At 66.9% G+C, this 14,751-nt stretch carries 14 protein-coding genes; 3 read left to right on the forward strand and 11 right to left on the reverse strand.

Features of this window, described 5'->3' with window-relative positions; genetic code table 11:
* Positions 1-42: 42 nt before the first annotated feature.
* From ACNFBT_RS06515 to ACNFBT_RS06530, 4 genes are all read right to left on the reverse strand, one after another.
* Positions 43-1,944, reverse strand: coding sequence for an FTR1 family protein (locus ACNFBT_RS06515; protein WP_416747584.1), 1,902 nt, complete (start codon positions 1,942-1,944; stop codon positions 43-45).
* A 128-nt stretch (positions 1,945-2,072) separates the two neighbouring features.
* Entirely contained in the window at positions 2,073-2,702 is a 630-nt protein-coding gene (locus ACNFBT_RS06520; protein ID WP_416747586.1) for a LysE family transporter, read from the reverse strand.
* 234 nt (positions 2,703-2,936) lie between these two features.
* Positions 2,937-3,695, reverse strand: coding sequence for a TerC family protein (locus tag ACNFBT_RS06525; protein ID WP_416747588.1), 759 nt, complete (start codon positions 3,693-3,695; stop codon positions 2,937-2,939).
* A 114-nt stretch (positions 3,696-3,809) separates the two neighbouring features.
* Complete coding sequence (locus tag ACNFBT_RS06530; protein ID WP_416747590.1) at positions 3,810-5,720, reverse strand: ATP-binding cassette domain-containing protein; 1,911 nt, start codon at positions 5,718-5,720, stop codon at positions 3,810-3,812.
* Positions 5,721-5,767: 47 nt separating this feature from the next.
* On the opposite strand from ACNFBT_RS06530, the gene ACNFBT_RS06535 reads away from it, so the two are divergent.
* The gene (locus ACNFBT_RS06535) at positions 5,768-6,232 is read left to right on the forward strand and encodes a TIGR02444 family protein (protein WP_416747592.1); all 465 of its coding nucleotides are present in this window, start codon (positions 5,768-5,770) and stop codon (positions 6,230-6,232) included.
* A gap of 3 nt (positions 6,233-6,235) precedes the next feature.
* Here ACNFBT_RS06535 and ACNFBT_RS06540 read toward each other — a convergent pair whose 3' ends face one another.
* Positions 6,236-7,333, reverse strand: a complete 1,098-nt coding sequence (locus tag ACNFBT_RS06540; protein WP_416747594.1) for an AlgP family protein — start codon at positions 7,331-7,333, stop codon at positions 6,236-6,238.
* Positions 7,334-7,460: 127 nt separating this feature from the next.
* Between ACNFBT_RS06540 and ACNFBT_RS06545 the strand changes: the two genes are divergently transcribed.
* Positions 7,461-8,111 (forward strand): FKBP-type peptidyl-prolyl cis-trans isomerase, encoded by a 651-nt coding sequence (locus ACNFBT_RS06545; RefSeq protein ID WP_416747596.1) that lies wholly within the window; start codon positions 7,461-7,463, stop codon positions 8,109-8,111.
* A gap of 58 nt (positions 8,112-8,169) precedes the next feature.
* Here ACNFBT_RS06545 and rsd read toward each other — a convergent pair whose 3' ends face one another.
* Together rsd and ACNFBT_RS06555 are read right to left on the reverse strand one after the other, a co-directional pair.
* Positions 8,170-8,637 (reverse strand): sigma D regulator, encoded by a 468-nt coding sequence (gene rsd / locus ACNFBT_RS06550; protein ID WP_416747598.1) that lies wholly within the window; start codon positions 8,635-8,637, stop codon positions 8,170-8,172.
* Positions 8,638-8,891: 254 nt separating this feature from the next.
* Positions 8,892-9,374, reverse strand: a complete 483-nt coding sequence (locus ACNFBT_RS06555) for a disulfide bond formation protein B (RefSeq protein WP_416747600.1) — start codon at positions 9,372-9,374, stop codon at positions 8,892-8,894.
* A gap of 114 nt (positions 9,375-9,488) precedes the next feature.
* On the opposite strand from ACNFBT_RS06555, the gene ACNFBT_RS06560 reads away from it, so the two are divergent.
* Positions 9,489-10,574, forward strand: coding sequence for a PQQ-dependent sugar dehydrogenase (locus tag ACNFBT_RS06560; RefSeq protein WP_416747602.1), 1,086 nt, complete (start codon positions 9,489-9,491; stop codon positions 10,572-10,574).
* Positions 10,575-10,619: 45 nt separating this feature from the next.
* On the opposite strand, the gene ACNFBT_RS06565 is transcribed toward ACNFBT_RS06560, so the two are convergent.
* Genes ACNFBT_RS06565 through hemC form a run of 4 tightly spaced genes read right to left on the reverse strand, consistent with a single transcriptional unit; the run spans position 10,620 to position 14,682 of the window.
* Positions 10,620-11,852 (reverse strand): heme biosynthesis HemY N-terminal domain-containing protein, encoded by a 1,233-nt coding sequence (locus ACNFBT_RS06565; RefSeq protein WP_416747604.1) that lies wholly within the window; start codon positions 11,850-11,852, stop codon positions 10,620-10,622.
* A complete protein-coding gene (locus ACNFBT_RS06570; RefSeq protein ID WP_416747606.1) occupies positions 11,849-12,958 on the reverse strand; it encodes a uroporphyrinogen-III C-methyltransferase in 1,110 nt (369 codons plus the stop codon). The genes ACNFBT_RS06565 and ACNFBT_RS06570 overlap by 4 nt, the downstream gene beginning before the upstream one ends.
* Before the next feature lie 15 nt (positions 12,959-12,973).
* Positions 12,974-13,744 carry a uroporphyrinogen-III synthase gene (locus ACNFBT_RS06575; protein WP_416747608.1) on the reverse strand — a complete coding sequence of 257 codons (771 nt, stop codon included), beginning with the start codon at positions 13,742-13,744 and terminating at the stop codon, positions 12,974-12,976.
* The gene (gene hemC, locus ACNFBT_RS06580; RefSeq protein WP_416747610.1) at positions 13,741-14,682 is read right to left on the reverse strand and encodes a hydroxymethylbilane synthase; all 942 of its coding nucleotides are present in this window, start codon (positions 14,680-14,682) and stop codon (positions 13,741-13,743) included. Before hemC ends, ACNFBT_RS06575 begins: the two co-directional genes overlap by 4 nt.
* Positions 14,683-14,751 lie beyond the last annotated feature (69 nt).

Here is a 14,751-nt window from a genome sequence, read left to right on the forward strand (position 1 = left end):
CCAGTATCGCACTGGCCGTCGTGAACCGGGTCAGCTGTCGCCTCAGGAGGAGACGATGCTCTCCGCCTTGCGGCGTTCGGCGAGGTAGCTGCGGCCGTAGAACACGGCCACCGCCAGCAGCGCCACGGTCTGGGCCGACAGCGAGTAGGCATCGGCCTTGATGCCGAGCCAGTCAAAGTCGAAGAACGGCACCGGACGGGTGCCGATCACCCCGGCTTCCTGCAGGGCGATCACGCCGTGGCCGGCGAAGACCACCGACAGGGCGCAGAGCAGCGCGGCGTTGGCGGTAAAGAACAGCTTCAGCGGCAGCCTGGCCGAACCGCGCAGGATCACCCAGGCAATGCCGATCAGGACCACCACGGCGGTGGCCGCACCGGCGATCACCGCATTGTGGCCAGCCGGGCCGGCCTGCAGCCAGAGGGTCTCGTAGAACAGGATGACCTCGAACAGCTCGCGGTATACCGAGAAGAACGCCAGCACGGCGAAGCCGAAGCGGCCACCGCCGCCGACCAGGCTGCTGCGGATGTAGTCCTGCCAGGCGGCGGCGTGGCGACGATCGTGCATCCACACGCCGAGCCAGAGCACCATCACGCAGGCGAACAGCGAGGTGAAGCCTTCCATCAGCTCGCGTTGGGCGCCGCCGATGTCGATCACGTAGGCGGCCACCGCCCAGGTGGCGAAGCCGGCGACGAAGGCCAGGCCCCAGCCGACGTGGACACCGCGCACGGCCTTCTCCTGCCCGGTGTTGCGCAGGAAGGCGAGGATGGCGGCCAGCACCAGGATCGCTTCCACGCCTTCGCGCAGGAGGATCAGCAGGGCCGACACGAAGCTGATGGAGAAGCTCAGCGAGTCGCCGCTCAGGGCCTTGGCGGCGGCGGCCAGCTTGGCCTTGGCCAGCTCCAGCTGCTGGGCCACCTCGGCTTCCGGCTGGCCGTCGCGCAAGGCCTGACGGTAGGCCATCAGCTGCTTCTCGGTGGCCTTGCGCAGGTCGGCGTCGACGTTGTCCAGCGAGCTTTCCACCAGCTCGAAGCCTTCCAGGTAGGCCGCCACGGACAGGTCATAGGCCTGGTCGCGGTCGCCAGCGCGGTACACGGCAAAGCTCTTGTCCAGGGTCGCGCTGGTGTAGTCGATCTGCTGCGCCGGGCCACGGTGCTCCAGCGGCGGGTGGGCGCGCAGGGCGCGGAAGCTTTCGGCCTGCGCCTCGCCATCACGCTCGGCGACTTCCACTGGGGTCTGGGTGGAGAGGGTCGGCAGCGGGTAGGCGTGAGCCGGATCAGCCTTGGCCTGGCCGGCGCTCAGGCCCGCGACATAGGCCGCGAGGTCCCAGCGCTGACGCTCGTCGAGCTGATCGGCAAAGGCCGGCATGTCAGTGCCGGCGACACCCAGGCCAATGACATTGTGCAGGTCGTACAGGCTCAGGTGGTCCAGGCGCGCGCGGTCGGTCAGGTTGGCCGGCGGCGGCTCCAGGCCGATGCCCGCCGGGCCGTCGCCCTTGCCGGTGTCGCCGTGGCAGATCGAGCACTGCTGGGCGTAGATCTCGGCGGCGCGGGACGGATCGGGGGTGATCGCCGGGGTCTGCACCACCTGGTAGACATCCGCGACGCGTGCCTCCAGATGGCGCGCCTGCTGGGCGACCTGGGCGCCGGGCCGGCGTTGCTCGATGGCCTGCTTGAGGGCATCGGCTGCCTTCTCCAGATCGGCGCGCTCAGGGCGGGCCGGCAGGGTCAGGATCAGCGCATGGAGATTGCCGACGAACTCCAGCTGCTCCTTGTATTCGCTGGTGTCGACGACCTGGCCGTCGGCGACGGTCGCCGGGTAGTCGGCGGCGAGATAGCTGAGCAGGTGAAGGGCCTGCGAAGGGTCGACAGCCGTGTCGGCGTGAGCTCCAAGGCTGAACAGGCCGACCAGCGGCAACAGCCACACGAGAAGTTTGGAGGGATGCATAGCGGAAGCTAAATGAGAATGAATGAGGTTAAATTGTCACCTCAGGTTTCCGTCGATGCAAGGACAATGTCCCGCAACACCGCGCCCGAAGCGTCTGCGACGACGCTCCGGGCGCGGCGCAAACGCCCTCAGGCCGGGGCGCGGCGGATGGTGGCGAGCAGCGTGGCGGCGCCCACGAAAAGAGTTGCGAAGGTACGATTCATCACTTTCTGCTGACGCGGCGAACGCAAGGCACGCAGTACGCGGGCGGCCAGACCGGTGTAACCGGCCATGACGATCAGGTCGACGGTGATCATGGTCACGCCCATGATCAGGTACTGGATCGCCATCGGCCGGTGCGGATCGACGAACTGCGGTAGCACCGCGAGCATGAAGATCACCGCCTTGGGGTTGCTGGCGTTGACCAGGAAACCGCGCAGCACCAGGGAGAGCGGCCGTCCGGTGGGGCGCTCGCCGCCCGCGTCCATCGCCTGCGGCGGCGAGGTCCACTGGCGGTAGGCGAGGTAGACCAGGTAGACCACGCCGAACCACTTGATCGCGCTGAAGGCGACCGCGGAGGCGGACAGCAGGGCGCCGACGCCGGCGGCGACCACGGCGATCTGCAAGGCCAGTCCGATCTGCAGCCCCAGGGCGTTCCAGTAACCACGCCAGAAGCCGTACTGCAGGCCGCAGGACATCGAAGCTATGGCCCCGGCACCGGGCGACAGGCTGATCACCCAGCAGGCGATGAAGAAGGCGAACCAGGTACTGGCGAGCATCTCGAACCTCATGGCGCCCGAGCGAGCGCAATAATTTGTTACGGGCAGTCAGTGTGCCTCAGTCGCTCCGCCTCGCCCAGCGTTACCGACGAAGCTCACACTGAGGCTTTCCTGTAGGAGCGAGCATGCTCGCGAACCGCCAGCCGGGAAGCCATGTTCGCGAGCAAGCTCGCTCTACGAAGAGCAATAAAAAAGCCCGGCGCAAGGCCGGGCTTTGTCATCAACGCTGAGCGATCAGCTCGGCATGTCCTTGCGCAGCTTCACCGGTTCTTCGCCGCGCTTGCGCGCCATGGCGCCGCGCAGGCGGATGTTGATCGCCTCCACCGCCAGCGAGAAGGCCATGGCGAAGTACACGTAGCCCTTGGGCACGTGGATCTCGAAGGCCTCGGCAATCAGCACGGTGCCGACCACGATCAGGAAGGACAGCGCCAGCATCTTCAGCGACGGATGCTTGTCGATGAAGGCGCTGATGGTGCCGGCCGAGAGCATCATCACGCCGACCGAGATGACGATGGCGGCGATCATCACCGGTACGTGCTGCACCAGGCCGACGGCAGTGATCACCGAATCCAGGGAGAACACGATGTCGATGATCGCGATCTGGATGATGATGCCCATGAAGCCGCGCGCCTTGCCGCCCTGCTGCCCGCCCTCCTCCGCGCCTTCCAGGCTGTGGAAGATTTCCATGGTGCTCTTGAACAGAAGGAACAGGCCGCCGAAGAACAGGATCAGGTCGCGCCCGGAAATGCCCTGGCCGAACACCGTGAACAGGTCGTCGGTCAGGCGCATCACCCAGGTGATCGACAGCAGCAGCAGGATACGGGTGCCCATCGCCAGCGCCAGGCCGAAGAAGCGCGCCTTGGGTTGCTGGGCGACCGGCAGGCGGCTGACCAGGATCGAGATGAAGATGATGTTGTCGATGCCCAGCACGATTTCCAGGGCGGTCAGGGTCAGAAAGGCAACCCAGATCTCGGGGCTAGTGAGCCATTCCATAGTGGGGGACGTCCGTCAGAGGGTGGTGGGAAGATTCGGCCCGCGCCAGCGGCGGGTGGATGTCTGGAAGAACAGGTCGGGCGCCTGCCGCAGTGCAGCAGGCCAGCCCATTCATTACTCGCTGGCCTCGAGCTGGCGCTGCAGCTCTTCGAGGGTTTCCAGCGCCATCAGCCAGGCCTCTTCCAGCTCGCTTTCGCGGGCCTTGAGTGTGGACTGGCGGGCCAGCAGATCACGCAGCTCGTCCTTGCGCGCCGCCTCGTAGAGTGCGCTGTCGCCCAGACGCTCCTCGATCTCGGCGAGCTGTTCGTGGACCTTGCCCAGCTCCTTTTCCAGCTTTTCCGCCTCGCGCTTGTGCGGCGCCAGTTGCTGACGAAGTGCCGCAGCAGCCTGGCGCTGGGCGCGCTTGTCGGTCTTGTCGCCGGCCGGTGCGGCGGGCGCGGACGGCGCCTGGCGGGCACGGAAGTCCACCAGCCAGCGGGCGTAGTCGTCGAGGTCGCCGTCGAACTCGCGGATGCGCCCGTCGGCCACCAGCAGGAACTCGTCGGTGGTGCTCTTGAGCAGGTGACGATCGTGGGACACCACCACCACGGCGCCGGAGAATTCCTGCAGCGCCAGGGTCAGCGCCAGGCGCATTTCCAGGTCGAGGTGGTTGGTCGGCTCGTCGAGCAGCAGCAGGTTGGGCTTCTGCCAGGCGATCAGCGCCAGGGCCAGGCGCGCCTTCTCGCCACCGGAGAAGTTCAGCACCGGCTCGTCGCAGCGGTCGCCACGGAAGTCGAAGCCACCGAGGAAGTCGCGCAGGGTCTGCTCGCGTTCGGCCGGAGCGATGCGCGCCAGGTGCAGCAGCGGGCTGGCCTTGGGGTCGAGCGAGTCGAGCTGGTGCTGGGCGAAGTAGCCGATGGCGAGGTTCTCGCCGCGACCGAGCTCACCCGCCAGCAGCGACAGGTCGCCGGACAGGGTCTTGATCAGGGTCGACTTGCCCGCACCGTTGGGGCCGAGCAGGCCGATGCGCGCACCGGGCACCAGCTGCAGCTTGACCTTCTCCAGCACGGTCTTGTCGCCGTAGCCCAGGCGGGCTTCGGAGAGATTGAGCAGCGGGCTGGAAATCTTGTCCGACTCGCGGAAGCTGAAGTCGAACGGCGAATCGACGTGGGCCGGCGCCAGCTCTTCCAGGCGCTCCAGCGCCTTGATCCGGCTCTGCGCCTGGCGGGCCTTGGTGGCCTGGGCGCGGAAGCGGGCGATGTACTTTTCCATGTGCGCGCGTTGCGCCTGCTGCTTCTCGTACGCCTGTTGCTGCTGGGCGAGACGTTCGGCGCGGGTGCGCTCGAAGGCCGAGTAGCCGCCGCGGTACAAGGTCAGCTTGCGCTGCTCCAGGTGGGCGATGTTGTCCACCACGGCGTCGAGGAAGTCGCGGTCGTGGGAGATCAGCAGCAGTGTGCCCGGGTAGCCCTTGAGCCACTCTTCCAGCCAGAGGATGGCGTCGAGGTCGAGGTGGTTGGTGGGTTCGTCGAGCAGCAGCAGTTCGGACGGGCACATCAGTGCCTGCGCCAGGTTCAGGCGCATCCGCCAGCCACCGGAGAAGTCGCCGACGCGGCGATCCATCTGCTCGGATGTGAAACCCAGGCCCGCCAGCAGCTTGCGCGCGCGGGCGTCGGCGGTGTAGCCGTCGGCACTGTCCAGCTCGCTGTGCAGGCGCGCCAGGGCGGTGCCGTCGTGGGCCTGTTCGGCCGCGGCGAGGTCCGCCTGGATCTTGCGCAGGTGCACGTCGCCGTCGAGCACGTAGTCGACGGCGAGGCGGTCGAGGGTGTCGACCTCCTGACGCATGTGCGCAATGCGCCAGTCCGCCGGCAGGTAGCAGTCGCCGGAGTCCTGGCCGAGCTGGCCGCGCAGCAGGGCGAACAGGCTCGACTTGCCGGCGCCGTTGGGGCCGATCAGGCCGACTTTCTGTCCGGCGTGCAGGGTGAGTTCGGCACCTTCCAGCAAGCGCTGGGGGCCACGCTGTAGCGTAAGATTTTGTAGTCGAATCATGGCGGCGGAGTTTATCAGCTTCGCCTGGCAATCGCTGTGGGTGGTCTATGTCTGATGATGTCTGGTCGTATGCGCTGAAACTCTACGCCCGCCCTGGGGTTGAGCCGGCCTGCCTGTCGTTGCAGGAAAGCGGTGTGGATGTCTGCCTGCTGCTCGCTTCGGCCTGGCTGGGAGATGCGGGCGTGGCCTTTGAACCGGCGCGGATGAGCGTGCTGGAAAGCGCCGCGCGGGACTGGCGTGAAGAGGTGATAGTGCCGCTGCGTTCGCTGCGTCAGCGCTGGCGCGAACCGGCCAGGCAGGATGCGGCCCTGGCGCCGTTGCGCGAACGGCTCAAGCAGCTTGAGCTGGAGGCGGAAAAGGTGCTGCTGGAGAGGCTGGAAGACGTGGCGAAGGATTGGCCACGGGGTGAAGCGGAAGACTTGTCGCGCTGGCTGGATGCAGCGGCGGGAGGTGCTGACAGCTTGCGCCGCGATGCGCGGGAAACCCTGCGCATCGCGGCGAGCCTCTCCTGAGCCTTAGGACGCGCTGGAGGAGGTGCTGCTGGCCGGAGCGGCCGGTGCCGGAGTGGCGCTGGCAGCCGGAGCAGCGGCCGGTGCAGTCGGCTGAGCAGCCGGTGCGGCAGGCGCTACCGGAGCGGCAGGCTTGGCGGCAACAGGCTTGGCAGCCGGTTTGGCGGCAGGCTTCGCGGCAGCAGGCTTGGCTGCCGGTTTGGCGGCAGGCTTCGCAGCAGCAGGCTTGGCGGCCGGCTTCGCAGCGGCAGCTTTGACAGCCGGCTTGGCGGCGGGCTTCGCAGCAGCGGGCTTGGCAGCCGGTTTGGCGGCGGGCTTCGCGGCAGAAGCTTTAGCAGCAGGCTTCGCAGCGGCGGCTTTGGCAGCCGGCTTGGCGGCAGGTTTCGCAGCAGCAGCTTTGGCAGCCGGCTTCGCGGCAGGCTTCGCAGCGGCAGCTTTGGCAGCCGGCTTCGCGGCAGGCTTCGCAGCGGCAGCTTTGGCAGCCGGCTTCGCGGCAGGCTTGGCTGCGGCAGCTTTGGCAGCCGGCTTCGCGGCAGGCTTGGCTGCGGCAGCTTTGGCAGCCGGCTTCGCGGCAGGCTTGGCTGCGGCAGGTTTGGCAGCGGCAGCTTTTGCAGCCGGCTTGGCGGCAGGTTTGGCAGCGGCAGCTTTAGCAACCGGCTTGGCCGCAACAGCTTTGGCAACCGGCTTGGCAGCGACGACCGGCTTGCGGCCGGCCAGGGACTTGCCTGCGGCTTCCTTCACCTTGGCCACGCCCTGCGCGAGCTTCAGGCTCTCCTGTACATCGCGCTTGAGGTTGGCGATGTAGGCACGGGTTTCGGTCTGACGGGTCTTCAGAGTGTCCAGCGCTTCGTCCAGCTCTGCGATGGCGGACTTCGCCTTGGCCTGGGCCTTGGCTTTGCCAGCTTTGGTGGCGTCCTGCAGTTTGGTGCGTGCGTTGTGCAGCTTCTCTTGTGCCTTGCCGCGTTGTTTCTCGAGCTTGGCGAGGAGCTTTTCGGCGTCGACGAGGGCCTGCTTGCAGGCATCTTCGAGGTGATCGATCAGGCTGTGGGACAACTGCTGCAACAGGTGCAAAGGAGTAGTGACTGGTTTCTTGTTGGCCGACATGACGTGCCTCCTGGCGGACGTGGTTGCGCCCATACTAGCCCCGTCGGAAGCCGCTCGCCACTGTCCTGATTGAGCTAGAGGCCGCGCCCGGCATAATCTCCAGCGGATTTCACAGCCGAGAGAACCCATGCTTCGACTTGCTCCGCTCTGCTTGCTGGTCGCCCCCCTGATGGTCAGCGCCGCCCCACCCAAGGATGAATTGGCCTACAGCCTGGGCGTGCAACTGGGCGAACGACTGCACCAGGAAGTCCCCGGCATCGCCATCGGCGACCTGCTGGAAGGCCTGCGCCAGAGCTATCGCGGCGAGCCGCTGGCACTGCCGACCGAGCGCATGGCGACGGTGCTGAGCAGCCATGATCAGCAACAGCAAAGCCCTCCTGCACCCACCGACTCCAGCGACTCCGCGAAGGCCGCGGAGAAGCGCTTTCTCGTCAATGAAAAGGCCCGTTACGGCGTGCGCGAATTGCCCGGCGGCGTGCTGGTCAGCGAGTTGAAGGCAGGGCGTGGCAACAGCAATCCGCAGTTGCGCGAGGCACGGGTTAACTACACCGGCAGCCTGGCCGACGGCAGTCCGTTCGATGCCAGCAGCTCACCGCAATGGTTCCGTCTCGACGCGGTCATACCCGGTTGGCGCACGGCGTTGCAGGCGATGCCTGTGGGCGCTCGCTGGAGAGTGGTGGTGCCTTCGGCGCAGGGGTATGGCGCGGATGGAGCGGGTGACCTGATTCCGCCCTATGCACCCTTGGTATTCGAGATCGAGCTGCTGGAGAGTCGCTGAAAACAAAAACGGCGCGATCGCTTCAAGCGCTCGCGCCGTTCTCGCACCTGGCGGCCGATCAGACTGTGGCGACGCTCTGTCCGTGGGCGTTGTGCAGCACTTCGATCAGGCAATCTTCCAGTTCGAAGCGTTCGTGCAGTTGCTGACGCAGGCTCTTCAACTCGCTGGTCAGGCAGGTGCCTTCGCGGCAGTCGCCGTTGTCGCAGCGGTCGTTGAAGTTGAGTGCGTTGGCGGTGATGGTTTCGAGACGGGGATAGATCTGCTTGGCCAGCTCCAGACCCCGGGTGTCACCGAAAGCCTGCGCTTCGTTCATCAGCTGTTCGTAGACTTCGAAGTGCCCTGCCGACACATAGTCGAGCAGGAGCTGGCAAAAGCTCTGCAAGGATTCGGCGTTGGTCTTCGGCGCCTGGACACCGTCCAGGGAATTGAATGCCCGGACCAATTCATGTCGATCCCGCAGCCAGCGGTCGATCAGCTGGTGTACGCCTCCCCAACGTTCCTGGGCATTACGGCAGCTCTCGAGCATGTTGTCCTCACTTCCCTTGTCGCCGTCCCGGCAATGTCCGCCCCGGGACAATATTCTGTCGAATTTCGATACCCGCGTGATTGGTTTTCTTCGGTGGCGGCTTTCCGGCGGAATGGAAATCCAGAGTATGCCCCCCCGTTTCCACCTTCAAGACACCGGCGCTTGGAAAATTCATACGAGCGTTTAATCGGCAGGCCCCGGCCCCTCTGGCCTGCGCCAGACAGCGCAGACCAGAGCCAGGAGGGCTGCGACGCTCAGCCGCGGCGGAAGAACTGGAAGACGGCGAACAGCGAGAAGGCGATGAAGGCGAGCAGGCTCCACTCCGGAATGCTCAGGCTGAGCAGGGTCCAGCTGACCTCGGCGCAGTCGGCCGAACCGTGGAACATGGTGTAGATGATCTTGGTGTAGGGCATGCTTTCCAGCATGTAATCCAGCGGCGGCAGGCATGCCGGCAGCTGGTCCGGCGGCAGGGTCTGCAGCCAGATCTGCCGGCCCGCGGTGCCGGCACCGGCCAGCGAGCAGAGCAGGATCAGCACCGAGTACAGGCGCGGGCCACGGCCATGCAGCCCGGCGATCAGCGCGAAGAGCCCGGCGCCGGCGAAGAAGATGCGCTGCAGGATGCACAGCGGGCAGGGCTCCAGCCCAACCACGTATTGCAGGTAGAAGCCGGTGCCGAGCATGGCGGCGCAGGCGAGGAAGGCAAGGAAGAACAGGGAACGAGGGCTGGCCAGGTTCATGGCGGCTCCGCTGAATGGGCTGCTGCAGGAAGGGCGCTACGGTAGTGGAAAGACCGGCGCCGTTTCAAGGCGGCTGTCTACACTGCCGGTGGCACTCATCCGGGAATCCATGCCATGCGTCGTCCGCCGCCGCTTTTTGCGCTCCTGTGCCTGGTCAGCCTGCCAGCCTGTTCGGACAGCACCCAGGGAAACATCCGACTGCCCGAGGGCTTTCACATCAGCCTGCTCACCGACCAGGTGCCCGGCGCGCGCGCCATGGCCTGGGGCGATGCAGGCACCCTCTTCGTCGGCAGCACTAACGCAGGCAAGGTCTATGCGGTGCGCCCGGACGGCCACGTCTCGGTGATCGCCGAAAAGCTGAAGATGCCGGTGGGCGTCGCCTTCCGCGAGGGCGATCTGTACGTCTCGGCCATCAGTCGCATCCTGGTGCTGCGCGATATCGAAAAACACCTCGACGCACCACCGATGCCCGAGGAGCTGCCCGCCCAGTTCCCCACCGAATCGGGGCACGGCTGGAAGTTCATCGCCTTCGGGCCGGACGGCAAGCTCTATGTTCCGGTAGGTGCGCCCTGCAACATTTGCCGCCCGGACCGCGAGCGCTACGCCAACCTGCAGCGCATGAACACCGACGGCAGCGCCCGTGAAGTGGTCGCCTACGGTGTCCGCAACACCGTCGGCTTCACCTGGCATCCGCAGACGCACCAGCTCTGGTTCACCGACAACGGGCGCGACCTGCTCGGCGATGACCTGCCCAGCGACGAGCTGAACAAGGTCAGTCGCGTCGGCGAGGACTTCGGCTACCCTGACTGCCACCAGGGCGACCTTGCCGACCCCGCGGAAGGCAAGACGCCCTGCTCCGCCTTCACCCCGCCGGTGGCCAAGCTCGGCCCGCACGTGGCGGCGCTGGGGCTGCGTTTCTACACGGGCGACCAGTTCCCGCCGGAGTATCGCAACAACCTGTTCATCGCCGAGCACGGTTCCTGGAACCGCAGCCAGAAGATCGGCTATCGCGTGGCTCGGGTCGAACTCAACGAGGACGGTTCGCTCAAGCGCCAGAGCGTTTTCGCCGAAGGCTGGCTGGACGCGGACGGCGGTGTGCACGGCCGGCCGGCCGACGTGCTGGTATCGCCCGACGGCGCGCTGTTGGTGAGCGACGACCAGAAAGGCGCGATCTATCGCATCAGCTACGACAAGCCCTGAGAAACGAAAACGGCGCCCGCAGGCGCCGTTTTCCATGCATCGGGATCAGGCCCGAATCGCTACTGGCAGCGCGGCCGACGGCGCCAGCAGGCCCAGACCTTCCTGGAACAGCTGGTTGCTGCGCTCCACTTCGCCCAGTTGCGCCAGCAGACGCGCCAGTTCGGCGCAGGTCTCCGCACTGCGCTGGCGGGCAAGGCTCGCCTCCAGGTACTCGCGCGCCTTGCCCCACAGCTTGTTCTGCAGACTCAGGCGACCGAGGGTGAGCAACAGCTCGGAATCCTCTCCATGCTGCTTCAGCCAGCCTTCGGCGGTCTTCAGCTGGTGCGCGCCATCGCGGCCACGGGCACGCCCATACAGATACACCAGGCGGCTGTCGTAACCTTCCTTGAGCGCCTTGCGCAGCACGTCCTCGGCCTCTTCCGGAGCGCCCAGACGCAGCAACTGTTCGGCGTACGCCGCCACCAGCAGCGGTTGCGCGCGAAGATTGGACGGCACGTTCTGCCAGCGCTGGGTCAGCGGTTGCAGGCTGCTCTCGCCCTGCCCTGCACCCTGCTCGCCGGCCTCGCCAAGCGATGCAATCCAGCTGCGGCGCTCCAGGTCGGCCAGCTCGGCGTTCGGCAGCACGCGCTCCTTGCGCAGCTCGGGCAGCAGCACACAGAGCGCCTGCCAGTCGTGCAGGCTGACGTACAGCTGCTGGAGCAGACGCAGCACAGTGGGATGACGCGCATGGTCCTGATGCAGCTTGTCCAGCACGCTGCGCGCCTGGCGGGTATCGCCACGGTTGATCAGCAGTTGGGCACGGGTCAGGCCCACGGCCAGCTCGGCGCTTGGCTCACGCTTCAGGGCGTGGTCGAGCAGCTCATCACACTCTTCGGTCCTGCCCAACTCGTTAGCCGCGCGGGCGGCGCCCAGGTAGTGGGGCAGCGGACGCTCGCTCAGCTCGGCGGCGCGGCGCAGGTGACGCAGCGCCTGCTGCCAGTGCCCTTCGGCGAGGTCACGCTGGCCGTTCTCCTCGGCCAGCAGCGAACGGCGGCGACGGTTGAAGCGCGACCAGGGATTGACCACCCGCCCGGAAACGCCCAGCAGGCGCATCATTACCCGCAGCGCCAGGTAGAGCGCCCAGAGCACCACCAGCAGGGCGAGGAAGGTCCACAGGCTGGATTCGTAGCGGAAGCTCTTGTAGGCGATCAGCACGTAGCCCGACTGCTCAGCGACGGCCAGCCCGACCAGGGTGGCGGCCAGCACGACGGCCAGGATCAGCACATAGACGCGACTCATGGCTGGGTCCCCGCATCAGGCGCGACGGTTTCCTGTTGCGCGGCGGCAGCGTCGCGGCGGGCGAGGTAGGCCTGCAGCGAACTGAGGGCAGGACTCAGGTCCGGCGTCTGCACAGTGACAGCCTGACCGCTCAGCTCGTCGAGGCGGGTCGCCAGGGCGCGGCTGTCAGCGAGCTCGGCGTTGAAGAAGTCGCCGACGATCTGCCGGGCCTGTTTCAGCGCCTGCTGGTAGACCTCCTGCTTGCCGTTCAGGGCCGCCCACTGCGCCTGCTCCAGCGCCAGACTGAGGGCCAGGCGCACACGATCGAGCTGCTGGCCGGAGAGCAACGGGCGAATGTCCTGGCCGGCGTTGAAGTCGATGCGGACGTAGCGCGAGATGCGTTCCCACCACTGGTCCCAGGTGCTGCTGCCATCGCCCCAGGCGGTGCTGGCGGTGGTGCCGGTCTCGTCGGCCTTGAAGGCCGGGTTGAGCGGCTGCAGTTGCGCGGCCTGGTCACGCAGGGCGCCCAGTTGCAGGAACAGCCCGGTGCGGTCCGGACGCGGCAGGCTGCGCAGCGCTTCCAGGCTCTTGGCCAGTTGCGCGCGGGCAGCGAAGGCGCCCGGATCGTTCTGCGTGCGCAGGATATCGTCGGCGCCTTGCACCAGTTCGGTCGCGCTATCGATGTCCTGCAGCGCGGACAGGCGCAGCGCGGCCAGGCGCAGCAGGTGTTCAGCCTCAGCCAGACGCCACTGCTGGCGGCTCTGGCCCAGCACCTGCTTGAGCTGTTTGGACAGTTGCTGCTGGTCGCCCTGCAGCTCCACCACCAGGCGGCGGCGGGCTTCGAGTTCATCGGCGGTCGGCAGGGCGTCCAGGCGCTTGTTCAGCTCGCCGTTACTGTTCTGCACGCTCTGCGTCTGCCCGCGCGCGTCCTCCAGCTGGGCGGCGCGCTGTTGCTCGGAGGCCTTCAACTGCTGGACTTGCCAGAGCCCCCAGCCGCCCGCAGCAAGGCCGGCGGCGCCCACCAGCAGGGCCAGCAGGGCAATGCCGGTGCCGCCTTTGCGCGGTGCAGGCTCTCGGGCCGGATTGGTCGGAGTGGGAGTCTCTTGGGGAGTGACGGCTTCGCTCACAGATCCATCCTTCGCTCAGAAATTGTTCTCGTCGGCGCTACGCAGCGCCTCCATCAGTGCCGCAGCGCTGGCGCCCCGACAATCGATCACCCGCTGCGCGCCCAGCTCGCGGGCCTGCTCGGCCACGCGCGGGCTAGGCACGAACAGCGGCAGCGCACTCACCTGCGGCCAATCCTGCTCGGCCAGGTGATGCAAATGTTCCAGCCCCTGTCCGCTGCTGACCACAACGGCATTCAGGTGCTCTTCCCGGATGCGCCTCAGCAGCTCACCCGAGGGATAAGAGGGTAATTCGCGCCGGTAGAGTTCCAGATAGTCGACCGCCACGCCTTGGCCGCGCAGGCAGTCGGCAAGAAATTCTCGGCCACCTTCGCCGCGCAGGATCAGCACCTTCGGATCATGCACCTGCAACGCCTGTTCCAGCGCGGGCAACCTCAGCAGCGCCTCGCTGTCGTCGCCATCTGCCGGGTAGTGCACAGTCAGGCCATAGTCTTCGAGGATAGCCGCGGTCGCCGCGCCCACGCTGAACCAGCTCTGGGTCAGCGGCGGCTGCGGCCAGTAGCGGTCCAGCCGCTCAAGGCCCAGGCGCGCCGCCGGCTTGCTGACCACGATAACCGCGCAGTAGCGGTCCAGGTCAAGGATCAGGCTGCGCTCGGCCGGCGACTCCTCCCGCGGGGCGATCGCCAGCAACGGCAGGCTGGCGCTGTGGATGCCCGCCTCGGCGAGGCTCGCGGCCAGTGCCGCGCATTCCTCCTCGGGACGGGTCAGCAGCAGCCGCCAGCGGCTCACGGGTGACCGGCCTCGCCGTACACCGCCGTGAGGATTTCCTGGGCGCCTTGCTCCAGCAGGTCTTCGGCCACCTTCACGCCGAGGGCCTCGGCATCGGTCTGGGAAGCGCGGGCTTCGGCACGCAGCAGCTGGGAACCATCGGGTTGGCCGACCAGGCCACGCAACCACAGCTGGTCGCCTTCGAGGATCGCGTAGCAGGCGATCGGCACCTGGCAGCCGCCATTGAGGCGCTTGTTCAGCGCACGTTCGGCTGTCACGCGCACGGCGGTTTCGGCGTGGTGAAGCGGCTTGAGCAGCGCATGGATTTCGCTGTCGACGGTACGGCACTCGATGCCCACCGCGCCCTGGCCGCCTGCCGGCAGGCTGGCTTCGACGCTGATGGAGGAACGGATGCGGTCCTCGAAACCGAGGCGGATCAGCCCGGCGGCCGCGAGGATGATGGCGTCGTATTCGCCGGCATCCAGCTTGGCCAGGCGAGTGTTGACGTTGCCGCGCAGGAAGCGGATCTGCAGGTCCGGGCGGCTGGCCAGCAGCTGCGCCTGGCGACGCAGGCTGGAGGTGCCGACCACGCTGCCCGCGGGCAGCTCATCGAGACTGGCGTAGCTGTTGGAGACGAAGGCATCGCGCGGGTCTTCGCGCTCGCAGATGCAGTACAGGCCCAGACCCTCGGGGAAATCCATCGGCACGTCTTTCATGGAGTGCACGGCGATGTCCGCCTCGTTCTCCAGCAGCGCGGTCTCCAGTTCCTTGACGAACAGACCCTTGCCGCCAATCTTCGCCAGCGGCGCGTCGAGCAGCTTGTCGCCGCGGCTGGTCATCGGCAGGAGGGTAACGACCAGGCCGGGATGGGCCTGCTCCAGGCGGGCCTTGACGTATTCGGCCTGCCACAGGGCCAGCGCGCTCTGGCGCGTGGCGATACGGATTTCGCGAGAAGACATGGGCATTTCCGTGCAATAGAGAGCGTGCAAGAAAGCGTGCACAAGACTGCCCACATCATAACAGCTCGC

It is taken from the genome of Pseudomonas sp. NY15181, from assembly GCF_048068055.1.
In the GTDB taxonomy this organism is placed as follows: domain Bacteria; phylum Pseudomonadota; class Gammaproteobacteria; order Pseudomonadales; family Pseudomonadaceae; genus Pseudomonas.

What these genes read in the sequence shown, in the direction of transcription:
- ACNFBT_RS06515 (WP_416747584.1), bottom strand. Translation starts at nt 1,944, where the DNA reads ATGCATCCCTCCAAACTTCTCGTGTGGCTGTTGCCGCTGGTCGGCCTG.
- rsd (WP_416747598.1), bottom strand. Translation starts at nt 8,637, where the DNA reads ATGCTCGAGAGCTGCCGTAATGCCCAGGAACGTTGGGGAGGCGTACAC.
- ACNFBT_RS06530 (WP_416747590.1), bottom strand. Translation starts at nt 5,720, where the DNA reads ATGATTCGACTACAAAATCTTACGCTACAGCGTGGCCCCCAGCGCTTG.
- ACNFBT_RS06520 (WP_416747586.1), bottom strand. Translation starts at nt 2,702, where the DNA reads ATGCTCGCCAGTACCTGGTTCGCCTTCTTCATCGCCTGCTGGGTGATC.
- hemC (WP_416747610.1), bottom strand. Translation starts at nt 14,682, where the DNA reads ATGTCTTCTCGCGAAATCCGTATCGCCACGCGCCAGAGCGCGCTGGCC.
- ACNFBT_RS06525 (WP_416747588.1), bottom strand. Translation starts at nt 3,695, where the DNA reads ATGGAATGGCTCACTAGCCCCGAGATCTGGGTTGCCTTTCTGACCCTG.
- ACNFBT_RS06565 (WP_416747604.1), bottom strand. Translation starts at nt 11,852, where the DNA reads ATGAGTCGCGTCTATGTGCTGATCCTGGCCGTCGTGCTGGCCGCCACC.
- ACNFBT_RS06560 (WP_416747602.1), top strand. Translation starts at nt 9,489, where the DNA reads ATGCGTCGTCCGCCGCCGCTTTTTGCGCTCCTGTGCCTGGTCAGCCTG.
- ACNFBT_RS06545 (WP_416747596.1), top strand. Translation starts at nt 7,461, where the DNA reads ATGCTTCGACTTGCTCCGCTCTGCTTGCTGGTCGCCCCCCTGATGGTC.
- ACNFBT_RS06555 (WP_416747600.1), bottom strand. Translation starts at nt 9,374, where the DNA reads ATGAACCTGGCCAGCCCTCGTTCCCTGTTCTTCCTTGCCTTCCTCGCC.
- ACNFBT_RS06540 (WP_416747594.1), bottom strand. Translation starts at nt 7,333, where the DNA reads ATGTCGGCCAACAAGAAACCAGTCACTACTCCTTTGCACCTGTTGCAG.
- ACNFBT_RS06535 (WP_416747592.1), top strand. Translation starts at nt 5,768, where the DNA reads ATGTCTGATGATGTCTGGTCGTATGCGCTGAAACTCTACGCCCGCCCT.